Here is a 10,784-nt window from a genome sequence, read left to right as displayed (position 1 = left end):
CGCACAGCTGAACCGATGCCCGGCGCCCGGGCCCCCCGACCGGCCCGAGGGGGCCGGGTCGGCCGGGGCAACCGGCGCGACGGGACGACTCTCCGATCCGGTCGCACCGCCGGGCACCTCCGGCGCCGCGGGAGGGGGGACCGGGGTGCGCGCGGCGCGGGGTGTGGTGGTCCGGGGACCGCTGGCCGGCGGTTCCGGCTCGTGGTGGGTGGCGGTTCCCGGCGTCACCGGGCCCGGGGTGCCGGTGACCGGCGGAGTGGTGCCGGGCGCGGCGGACTCGCCCGCCTGGGTCCCCGACCTCGCCGGGAGTCATCGCGCGGCCGCGTACGGGGGTGCGGCCGCACGGGACGGGCATTCGCCCGACCGGTGGCCCTGGGCACCCCCGTGACGAACATTGATTCAGAACGTACGCTGCTGAATATGGCTATGCATACCGTGGTCGTCGGAACCACCGGCACCTCCCTGGACGACATCACCCGCGTCGCCCGCGGCGACGCCCGGGTCGAGGTCGGCGCCGACGCGCTGGCCGCGCTCGCCGCCGCCCGGCGCGTCATCGACGACCTCGCCGCCAAGCCCGAGCCCGTGTACGGCGTCTCGACCGGCTTCGGCGCGCTCGCCGTCCGGCACATCGGCCCCGATCTGCGGGCGCGCCTGCAGCGCAACATCGTCCGCTCGCACGCCGCGGGCATGGGCCCCCGCGTCGAGCGCGAAGTCGTCCGGGCCCTGGTGTTCCTGCGCCTGAAGACCCTCGCCTCGGGCCACACCGGAGTGCGGCCCGAGGTCGCCACCGCCATGGCCGACCTGCTCAACGCCGGCATCACCCCGGCCGTGCGGGAGTACGGCTCACTCGGCTGCTCCGGCGACCTCGCGCCGCTCTCCCACTGCGCCCTCACCCTCATGGGGGAGGGCGAGGCCGAGGGGCCCGACGGCCGCCTCCGCCCGGCCGGCGAGCTGCTCGCCGAGCACGGTCTCGCCCCCGTCGAGCTGCGCGAGAAGGAAGGGCTCGCCCTCCTCAACGGCACCGACGGCATGCTCGGCATGCTGGCCATGGCGCTCGCGGACTTCGGCCGGCTGCTCACCGCCGCCGACATCACCGCCGCGCTGACGCTGGAGGCACTGCTCGGCACCGACGCCGTCCTCGCCCCCGACCTGCACGCCGTCCGGCCGCACCCCGGCCAGGCCGCCAGCGCGGACAACATGCGCCGCGTCCTCGACGGCTCCGCCCTCACCGGGCACCACCAGGACGACGCCCCGCGCGTCCAGGACGCCTACTCGGTGCGATGCGCGCCGCAGGTGGCGGGCGCGGGGCGGGACACCCTCGCCCACGCCCGCACCGTTGCCGAACGGGAACTGGCGGCAGCGGTGGACAACCCCGTCGTCCTGCCGGACGGCCGGGGCGGCGGACGGGTCGAGTCCAACGGCAACTTCCACGGGGCGCCCGTCGCCTACGTGCTGGACTTCCTCGCCATCGCCGCCGCCGACCTGGCCTCGATCGCCGAACGGCGGACCGACCGCCTGCTGGACCGCCACCGCTCCCACGGCCTGCCGCCGTTCCTCGCCGACGACCCCGGGGTGGACTCCGGCCTGATGATCGCCCAGTACACCCAGGCTGCGCTGGTCAGCGAGATGAAGCGCCTCGCCGCCCCCGCCTCCGTGGACTCCATCCCCTCCTCCGCGATGCAGGAGGACCACGTCTCCATGGGCTGGTCCGCGGCGCGGAAACTGCGCACCGCCCTCGACAACCTGACCCGCGTGGTCGCCGTCGAGCTGTACACGGCCGCCCGCGCGCTGGAACTGCGGGGGACGCTGCCGGCCACGCGTGAGCTGGCACCGGGGCCGGCCGGACGGGCCGTGGTGACCGCGGCCCGGGCCGCCGGGGTGGCGGGCGCGGGGCCCGACCGCTACCTGACGCCGGACCTCGACGCGGCGGAGGCGTTCGTCCGGGACGGCTCCCTCGTCCGCGCGGCGGAATCGGTGACCGGGCCGCTGCGCTGAGAGCGGGCTCCGAGAGCCGCGGCAGCCGACGGGTGACCGGCGACCGGTGGCCGGTGCACCGGGATGACGGCCCGTGAGATCGGTGCGGGTCGCATCCGGTGACATCCGGTGACGACCCGACCGGGCGGTTCCCACCGGCGGCGCCCATCCCCGTAGCGCCGCCGGTGGTCTCTCAGCGGGTGCCCTCGATGGTCGAGACGGGGCGGATCTCGTCCTGCTGACTCAGCTCCGCGTCGGAAGCCGGATGCTGCGCCTCGTCACCCGAGGGCGGCGACGGCAGCAGCCAGACCCCGCAGAGCACGCAACCCGCCACCACCCCCATGACCAGGGGGCGACGGCTGACGGCCGGGTGTTGATCTGCCACGGAAGTACTCCTGGAAGTGGTGCGAACCGGCGGCGTGCGCAGCGATGTTACGACCCGCCGCGGGTCGCACGAAAGGGGCCCGTGGGCTGGGGCCTAGGCTCCGCTCCATGAGTGCAGATGAATCGCGATATGTCCGGCTGCATGTCGAGCTCGTCCTGGAGGTGGCCGATGCCGAGCGGCTCACGTCCGTCGCCCGACAGCGCGTGGACGCCGACGAGTTGATGCCGGACGCCGAGCGTCTGGCGGCGCGCGACGCGGTGGCCGAGGAGCCGGCCGAGGCGGTCGCCTATCTGGTGGAACCGGTCGCGCTGGTCGGGGACCTACCCGGGGTCGAACTGGTTCATGCCTCGTGGAGCAGCGAACCCGCCGAGGACGGTGGCGAGCCCGCGGTCGACCCCGACGTGGACTGGTACCGCTGAGCCGGCGTCGGTGACCCCGTGTCACCGACGCGGGGTGCGGGGCGGCGGAGGATCGTCACCCGCCGTGTTCGTCGGCGGTCGCGGCCGGCTCCGGCAGCAGCCGGGGCACCGCGTGGACGCAGACCACCATCCCGACGACCTCCACCAGCGTCTGGGCGACCATCACCACCGCCACCACCGCCAGCTCGTCCGGCAGCGCCAATGCCAGGGGCAGCAGCACCAGGCCGTTCCGGGTCGCGCCGGTGAAGACCACGGCCCGGCCGTCCGGGACGGAGAGCCGGAAGCCGCGGGCCACCAGCCGTCCCGCGAGGACCATCACCACCAGGAACACCACGAAGAACGGCACCACCCCGAGCACCCGCCCCGGCCCGCCGTCGAGCTTCGGTACCTGCGAGGCCACCACGAGCAGCAGCGTCCCCACCATCAGCGGCACCATCAGCGCCTCCGCAACCGGCGCCACCCGCGCCAGCACCCGCGCGGAGAGCTGCGTCAGCCAGGCCAGCGCCAGCGGCACCACGATGAAGGTCGCGAACGCCTCGACGAACGGCCCGGCCTCGACCACCTCCGCCAGCTCCGAGCCGAGGAAGACCATCAGGAAACCCGGGAGCAGCACCAGCTGCGCGACCAGCAGCAGCGGTGTCGCCGCCAGCAGCCGCCGCGCGTCGGCCCCGGCGAGCCGGCAGAACGCGATCACGTAGTCCACGCACGGACAGAGCAGGACCAGCAGGACTCCCAGCCGGACCGCCGGGTCCGCCGGGAGCAGCGGGAACATCGCCAGCACGACCAGCGGCACCACGGCGAAGTTCACCACCAGGGCCGCGCCGAGAAAGCGCCCCGCCCGCAGCGACCGCAGCAGATCGCGCGCCGGTACCTGGAGGAACGTCACGTACAGCAGGCCCACCAGGACCGGGGCGATCGCCGGCTCCGCCGCGGCTCCCGTGCCCGGGGCCAGCAGGCCCCACCCCGCACCGACCGCGACGGCGGCGGCGTAGAGCGCCACCTGGAACCGGTCGAGCCATTCGGTCAGCCGCGTCACCGCCCACCGGCCCCTTCCGCGGCCACCGCCGCCGCCTGTCCGTCGCGGACCGGCCGGCCCGCCCCGACGACCCTACGGCCGGCCCGCGGGCACCGGGTGTCCGAGGTCAGGCCGGCTGCGGGGTGCGGGGTCGGCCGTGGAAGACCTGCTCCGCGTGCCGGCGCGCGTACCCGGGCGCCACCCGCGGGCTGCCCGGCTGCGGTGCAGCCACCGCCGCGCCCCGCCAGCGCCAGCACCTGCTGCCGGCCGCTGTCGCCGCGGGCGACGAACGCGCGGGAGACGGTGATGGCGCCCTCCTCGTCCAGCCCCATGACGCCGAGGTCCAGCAGCTTGTGGTGGAGCGAGCAGAGGCAGAGCGCGTTGTCCGGGGTGTCCGTCCCCTCGAACGCCACCCACCGCACGTGCGCCGCCTCCAGCGCCACCGGCCGGCCCGCCGGCGCACCGTCGAAGCCGCAGAACGCGCAGCGGTACTCGTAGGCCGTCAGCACCTCGCGGCGCAGCTCGGTGGAGCGGCGCCCCCTGCCTGCCGCTGCCGCCGCCGTCCCGCCGGGCGGCCCCGGGGGTGCGTCGGCCTCCCAGCCGGGCGCCAGGCCGGTGTCGGCGGCGATGTCCGGGTGGAGCGAGGGCGGGAAGCGGGTGACCAGCAGCTGCCGTGCGAGCCGGCCCGCCAGCGGCGGATCGGCCGCCAGTGCCGCCCGCAGCCCCGGGGAGAGCCGGCCGGTGGCGCCCGAGGCGCGCAGCGCCGTGGCGGTGGGGCCTGGGCTGCGCTCGCCGTGCTCGGTCCTGACCTCCCACACCCCGTCGCTCTGGAGGTGGTGGAAGGGGTACACCGGGGTGGTGGGGCTCGGCGGGCCGTACCGGACGAGCAGCAGCGCGAGGTCCTGTTCGACCTCCGAGTAGCGGAGCCCCGCGTCGGGCTCCCGCTGCCACCGGCCGAGTGCGTAGAGCAGCAGCAGCGGCTTGTGCGGCGCCCGCCGCCCGCCGCGCGCCCACTGCCGGATCGTCCCCACCCGCTGCCCCCAGTCCATGCCGGGACACTGCCGGCCGCCGCCGACAGGCTCCCGGGCGCGGCGGGTGGGACGGCGACGGCCCGCCCCCGGGGACGCGAGGCGTCCGGGGGCGGGCCGGTGGGAGGCGGGGGTCAGCCGTCGGCGGGCGCCACCCCGATCGGGCAGGAGACGCCGGTGCCGCCGATGCCGCAGTAGCCGCCGGGGTTCTTGTCGAGGTACTGCTGGTGGTAGTCCTCGGCCGGGTAGAACACGTGGTCCGCCGCCGAGCCGATCTCGGTGGTGATCCGGCCGTGGCCCGCCCGCTCCAGCACCGCCTGGTACGTCTCGCGGGAGGCGCGCGCGGCCGCGTCCTGCTCGGGGGAGTGGGTGAAGACCACGGACCGGTAGGCGGTGCCCCGGTCGTTGCCCTGCCGGTAGCCCTGCGTCGGGTCGTGGGACTCCCAGAACACCCGCAGGAGCTCCTCGTAGCCGACCTTCGCGGGGTCGAAGACGACCCGGACCACCTCGGCGTGCCCCGTGCGGCCGGTGCAGCTCTCCTCGTAGGTGGGATGCGGGGTGATACCGCCCTGGTAGCCGACCAGCGTCGTCCAGACGCCCTCGGTCTGCCAGAACTTCCGCTCGGCGCCCCAGAAGCAGCCGAGCCCGAAGTCGGCGACCTCCAGGCCCTCGGGGTACGGGCCCTGGAGCGGGTTGCCGAGGACGGTGTGGCGCTCCGGCACCCGGAAGGTCGGCTCGGGGCGCCCGGGCAGGGCCTCCTCGGCGGTGGGGAGCCGGTCCTTCAAACCGAACAGCATGACGATCTCCTAGCGTGCGTCGGTTCAGCGGCGTCCGATGGCCACGGCCCGGTAGGCCGCGTACTCCTGCGCCGGGTTCCCGCTGTTCACCCAGGGCAGCGCACCTACATAACCATCGACGGCCCACACCTGTTCCGTGGCCTCCTCGTACCGCTCCGCACGGACGAGGAACCACAGCAGCAGGTGCCGCACGTGCGGGACGACGGGATGGTCGGGCCGGGTGCTCCCCAGCGCGAACCGGGCCGCCTCCAGGGCGTCCCCGATGGTCGCCCCGGAGTACATGCTCGGCGAGAGCTGGACGTCGGGCAGGTGGTCGTAGACCGCGAACAGCGGCAGCGCGGGCAGCAGCGACTGCGGCGGGGCGGCGCCGGCGGCGCTCTGTGCGAAGCCGTACGCCTCGTCCTTGGAGCCGTGCCACTTCTCCGACCAGTAGCTGAGCGCCGCGAGGTGCGCGCCCATGTGGTCGCGGCTGCGGCGGGTGACCTGCGACCAGACCTGCTCGAAGTCGGCCTTGCGGTAGCTCAGCCCCCGCGCCACGAAGAGCTCGGTGACGTGCGGGGTGGGGTCCTCCGGGGCGAGCAGCGCCGCGTCGGCCGCCGCGGTGCGGGCCTCCTCCAGGATGATCCTGCTGTCGGCGGACCCGGTGTCGGACATCGCCTGCCAGACCAGGAACTGGGCGTAGACCTGTGCCCCGCCCGCGTCGGACGGCTCCTCCGCGCGCCAGGAGCGCAGCCAGCCGGCGTCGCGGCGGGCGCCGAGGCCGGCCGGGGCGTCCGGGTGGCCGGGCTCCCCGGCGGCCGGGCCGTGCTCCCCGTGCCACTGCGCCAGCTCCATGGCGGCGGCGCCCGCCAGCGACTGCACGCGCTGCCAGCGCTGCTCGTGGTCGTCGGTCAGCGCCAGCAGCCGGCCGGCGGGCCGCCAGTCCTGGGTGCGCTGCACCTCCTCCAGTGCGGCCACCAGCTCCTGGTCCGGGCCGGGCAGCCGCAGGTCGAGGTCCTCGACGGCGACCAGACCGCCGGAGGAGACGGTGCCGCCGCTCCGGCCGGAGCCGGCGTCGCCCTCCTTGGAGAGGGAGATCCCGCCGGACTTCTGCTCGGAGCGGCCGGAGCCGGCCGGCCGGGTCATGCCCTGCGCGGTCTCAGCCGCCTGTTCGAGGGCCCTCCGCTCCTGCCGCCGGCGGATCGCGGGCAGCACGGCCACGCCGAAGATGGCGGTCAGGGCGATCAACAGCCACAAGGCTTCCATGGCGCGCAGCTCCTCGCTCACAGGTTCGATGAGGTCCGGGTGCGGCGCTCGGCAGCTCCCTTCCCGGGGCCTGTCAACCCTAAAGGCACGGGTCCGCCCCGGGTCCGCTACCCGCGAGCAGCGGAGTGCGCCGGTGCGCCGCCGCCCGTTCCGGTGCGTGTCCGCCGAGGCGGAACGCCGGGGCCCCGCGCGGCATTACGGTGTCCCCATGAACGAGCGCAGCCAGCACTTCGAGACCCTGGCCATCCACGCGGGGCAGGAGCCCGACGCGGCGACCGGGGCGGTCGTCCCCCCGATCCACCAGGTGTCCACCTACAAGCAGGACGGGGTGGGCGGCCTGCGCGGCGGCTACGAGTACAGCCGCTCCGCGAACCCCACCCGGACCGCGCTGGAGGAGAACCTCGCGGCGCTGGAGGGCGGCCGCCGCGGTCTCGCCTTCGCCTCCGGGCTGGCCGCCGAGGACTGCCTGCTGCGCACCGTGCTGAGCCCCGGCGACCACCTGGTCATCCCGAACGACGCCTACGGCGGCACCTTCCGGCTGATCGCCAAGGTGGTGGAGCGCTGGGGCGTGACCTGGTCGGTGGCGGACACCTCCGACCCGGTGGCGGTGCGGTCCGCGCTGCGGCCCGAGACCCGCATGGTGTGGGTGGAGACGCCCTCCAACCCGCTGCTCGGCATCAGCGACATCGCGGCGCTCGCCGACATCACCCGCTCCGCGGGGGTGCGCCTGGTGGTCGACAACACCTTCGCCAGCCCCTACCTCCAGCAGCCGCTGGCCCTGGGCGCCGACGTGGTGGTGCACTCCACCACCAAGTACATGGGCGGTCACTCGGACGTCGTCGGCGGCGCCCTCGTGGTCGCCGACTCGGCGCTGGGCGAGGAGCTGGCCTACCACCAGAACGCGATGGGTGCGATCGCCGGCCCGTTCGACGCGTGGCTGGTGATGCGCGGCATCAAGACCCTCGCCGTGCGGATGGACCGCCACTGCGCCAACGCGGCCCGGATCGCGGAGATGCTGGTGGCGCACCCGAAGGTCGGCGCGGTCCACTACCCGGGGCTTCCGTCCCACCCGGGCCACGAGGTCGCCGCCAAGCAGATGCGGGACTTCGGCGGCATGGTCTCCTTCCGCGTCACCGCCGGCGAGGAGGCGGCGGTCGCCGTCTGCGACCGCGCCGAGGTCTTCACCCTGGGGGAGTCCCTGGGCGGCGTGGAGTCGCTGATCGAGCACCCCGGCCGGATGACGCACGCGTCGGTCGCGGGTTCCGCGCTGGAGGTCCCCGCCGACCTGGTGCGGCTCTCCGTCGGCATCGAGGCCGTCGACGACCTGCTGGCGGACCTCACCCGAGCGCTCGGCTGACGGCGCCGCGGCCGACCGCCGCGGGCCGGAGAGCGGCGGGGGGCCGCCGGGATCTCTCCCGGCGGCCCCTCGGCCTGTGGTCGTGTCCTGCGTTCCCCCGTACCGTCCTCGGTGCCGCCCCTCCCGCGCCGGTGGGGGCGATGGCACCTCGGTGGTCCCGGCCCGTGCGGTCGCGCGGTCGGCGCGGCCGCGGCCGTCAAGCCGTCAGCGTGGGGCGCCCGGCGTGCTCTGCCAGCGCGCCACGGCGTCGTTGAAGCGGATCAGCTGCCCGTGGAAGACCTCCCTCTCCTCATCGGTCCAGCCGTCGGTGAGAGCGGTTATCAGCTTGCGCCGGGAGGCGCGCACCTCGGCCAGCCGGGCGCTGCCCCGGGCGGAGAGGCGGAGGACGACGGCCCGGCCGTCGTCGGGGTCGGCGGCACGGTCGACGAGCCCGGAGTCCACCAGCGGTGCCACCTGGCGGGTGACCGTGGAGGAGTCGATGCCCATGCCGGCGGCGAGGGACTTGACCCCGGTGGGTCCGGCCTGGTCGAGCCTGCTGAGGAGGAGGTAGGCCGCCCGGTCCATGGAGTTGCGGGCGGGACCCAGGCCACCGAGCCGGGTCTGCTCGGCGCGACGGGCGAACACCGCGACCTCGTGCTGGAGTGCGTCCAGCAGTTGGTCGACCGTGTTCGGCGAAGCGATGTCTTCTGCGACTTCAGGTGTCATATGAGGGGTACCTGGCATTGATGGAGTGAAGGGTCAGGCGTGGGGGGTGGCGCGAGATGCGCCACAGAGTACGCGGCGCGTGCCGTGGAGGGCACAGGCGTCCCGCGGTGCGAAGTCGCCATGGCACAACGGTATTTGCCCGGCACCCGCATCGGGTTGCCCGGGTCGCTCCCCGGCCGTCGGTGGTCCGTCCCCGTCCGCGCCCGTCCGGGCGGCGTCTACGGGGTCCGAACGCACGTGCCCCCTTCCGGGCCCGGCGCCCGGTGCGCCGCCGTGGCCTGCTGCGAAACTGAGCCCATGGCTGCGAACCTCCCCGGGGGCAACCCTCCCGTGCTCCCGCTCCCCACGCTCGAAGACGTCCGGGACGCTCAGAAGACCCTGTCGGGTGTCGCCCGCGTCACCGCGATGGAAGGCAGCCGGTTCCTGAGCCGGCTGGTCGGTGGCCCGGTGCAGATGAAGTGCGAGAACCTCCAGCGCACCGGCTCCTTCAAACTGCGGGGCGCCTACACCCGCATCGCCGGGCTCTCCGCCGAGGAGCGCGCCCGGGGCGTGGTGGCCGCGAGCGCGGGGAACCACGCGCAGGGGGTGGCCCTGGCCGCCTCGCTCCTCGGCGTGGCGTCGACGGTCTTCATGCCGGTCGGCGCGCCGCTGCCCAAGGTCGCCGCGACCCGCGAGTACGGCGCGACGGTGCGCACCCACGGCCAGGTGGTGGACGAGACGCTGGCGGCGGCGCAGGCGTACGCGGAGGAGACCGGCGCGGTCCTCATCCACCCCTTCGACCACCCCGACGTCGTCGCGGGGCAGGGCACGGTGGGGCTGGAGATCCTGGAGCAGTGCCCCGAGGTGCGGACGGTCGTGGTCGGCATCGGAGGCGGCGGCCTGGCGGCCGGCGTCGCCCTGGCGATCAAGTCGCTGCGCCCGGACGTGCGGATCGTCGGCGTGCAGGCGGAGGGCGCGGCCGCCTACCCGCCCTCTCTCGCGGCGGGCCGGCCCCTCTCCCTGGACCGGGTCGCCACCATGGCCGACGGGATGAAGGTGGGCCGCCCGGGCGACGTGCCGTTCCAGATCATCGGCGAACTGGTCGACGAGGTCCGCACCGTCTCCGAGGACGCGCTCTCCAGCGCTCTGCTGCTCTGCCTGGAGCGGGCGAAGATGGTGGTCGAGCCCGCCGGGGCCGCCTCCGTCGCCGCCCTGCTCAGCGAGCCCGCCGCTTTCCGCGGCCCCGTGGTGGCGCTGCTCTCCGGCGGCAACGTGGACCCGCTGGTGCTCCAGCGGACGCTGCGCCACGGCATGGCGGCGGCCGGACGCTACCTGTCGCTGCGGCTCCGGCTGCCGGACCGCCCGGGGGTGCTCGCCGCGCTGCTCGGGGAGCTGTCGCGCGCCGACGCCAACGTGCTGGCCGTCAACCACGTCCGGATCGACCCGGGACTCGGGATCGAGGAGGCGGAGGTGGAGCTCCAGCTGGAGACGCAGGGGCCGGAGCACTGCGCCGAGGTGGCCGGCGGGCTGCGGTCGGCGGGGTACACCGTCCTCGACTGACCCTCGCCCGGCGGGTCGGTCCCTGTTCGCGCCGAGCGTCACCGGCCGACCGGAAACGCGCGGTCCGCGGCCTGAACCCGGCTCGGCATATCGCGATACATCGCGATGCTCTAGGGTGGCGGCCCGGGCCCGTCGGGGTGAGCCTGAAAGGCAGCGGAGCCCGCGCGTGCGGTCGGAACCCCGGCTCGCCCGCCGTCCACCCGGGGCTCGAACCGCCCCGGCCGGGGCGGATCGGCGGTGTCGGCGACCCGCGCCGGCCGTGCCGGCCGACCATCTGGAGGTTCTCCCGGCCGGTCAGGTACTCGTCCACGGCCGCGAAC

At 75.2% G+C, this 10,784-nt stretch carries 9 protein-coding genes and 1 pseudogene; 4 read left to right on the top strand and 6 right to left on the bottom strand.

Annotated elements, in window-relative coordinates:
• Window positions 1-426 precede the first annotated feature (426 nt).
• Window positions 427-1,995, top strand: a complete 1,569-nt coding sequence (gene hutH, locus HCN52_RS16850; protein WP_168089281.1) for a histidine ammonia-lyase — start codon at window positions 427-429, stop codon at window positions 1,993-1,995.
• Between the two features lie 172 nt (window positions 1,996-2,167).
• Here the strand turns inward: hutH and HCN52_RS16845 are convergent, their stop codons facing one another.
• Window positions 2,168-2,359 (bottom strand): hypothetical protein, encoded by a 192-nt coding sequence (locus HCN52_RS16845; RefSeq protein WP_167933442.1) that lies wholly within the window; start codon window positions 2,357-2,359, stop codon window positions 2,168-2,170.
• A 107-nt stretch (window positions 2,360-2,466) separates the two neighbouring features.
• Between HCN52_RS16845 and HCN52_RS16840 the strand changes: the two genes are divergently transcribed.
• Window positions 2,467-2,778, top strand: a complete 312-nt coding sequence (locus tag HCN52_RS16840; protein ID WP_245175220.1) for a hypothetical protein — start codon at window positions 2,467-2,469, stop codon at window positions 2,776-2,778.
• Between the two features lie 55 nt (window positions 2,779-2,833).
• Here HCN52_RS16840 and HCN52_RS16835 read toward each other — a convergent pair whose 3' ends face one another.
• The 4 genes and pseudogenes from HCN52_RS16835 to HCN52_RS16820 form a co-directional block, all read right to left on the bottom strand.
• On the bottom strand, window positions 2,834-3,814 hold the full coding sequence (locus tag HCN52_RS16835; protein ID WP_168089279.1) for a bile acid:sodium symporter: 981 nt from the start codon (window positions 3,812-3,814) through the stop codon (window positions 2,834-2,836).
• Between the two features lie 106 nt (window positions 3,815-3,920).
• Window positions 3,921-4,842, bottom strand: a pseudogene (locus HCN52_RS16830) (phosphorothioated DNA-binding restriction endonuclease).
• Between the two features lie 113 nt (window positions 4,843-4,955).
• A complete protein-coding gene (msrA, locus tag HCN52_RS16825; RefSeq protein WP_168089278.1) occupies window positions 4,956-5,618 on the bottom strand; it encodes a peptide-methionine (S)-S-oxide reductase MsrA in 663 nt (220 codons plus the stop codon).
• Window positions 5,619-5,642: 24 nt separating this feature from the next.
• Window positions 5,643-6,863 carry a hypothetical protein gene (locus HCN52_RS16820; RefSeq protein WP_168089277.1) on the bottom strand — a complete coding sequence of 407 codons (1,221 nt, stop codon included), beginning with the start codon at window positions 6,861-6,863 and terminating at the stop codon, window positions 5,643-5,645.
• A 208-nt stretch (window positions 6,864-7,071) separates the two neighbouring features.
• On the opposite strand from HCN52_RS16820, the gene HCN52_RS16815 reads away from it, so the two are divergent.
• Window positions 7,072-8,220: a cystathionine gamma-synthase gene (locus tag HCN52_RS16815; protein WP_168089276.1), complete on the top strand. Its 1,149-nt coding sequence runs from the start codon at window positions 7,072-7,074 to the stop codon at window positions 8,218-8,220.
• A gap of 204 nt (window positions 8,221-8,424) precedes the next feature.
• Here the strand turns inward: HCN52_RS16815 and HCN52_RS16810 are convergent, their stop codons facing one another.
• Complete coding sequence (locus tag HCN52_RS16810; protein WP_245175219.1) at window positions 8,425-8,925, bottom strand: MarR family winged helix-turn-helix transcriptional regulator; 501 nt, start codon at window positions 8,923-8,925, stop codon at window positions 8,425-8,427.
• 297 nt (window positions 8,926-9,222) lie between these two features.
• On the opposite strand from HCN52_RS16810, the gene ilvA reads away from it, so the two are divergent.
• On the top strand, window positions 9,223-10,464 hold the full coding sequence (gene ilvA / locus HCN52_RS16805) for a threonine ammonia-lyase (RefSeq protein ID WP_168089274.1): 1,242 nt from the start codon (window positions 9,223-9,225) through the stop codon (window positions 10,462-10,464).
• Window positions 10,465-10,784: the final 320 nt, after the last annotated feature.

The organism is Streptomyces bohaiensis (assembly GCF_012033785.1).
GTDB lineage: Bacteria > Actinomycetota > Actinomycetes > Streptomycetales > Streptomycetaceae > Streptomyces > Streptomyces bohaiensis.
The sequence above is the reverse complement of the archived record's forward strand: the minus strand, read 5'-3'. Positions and strand labels throughout refer to the sequence as shown.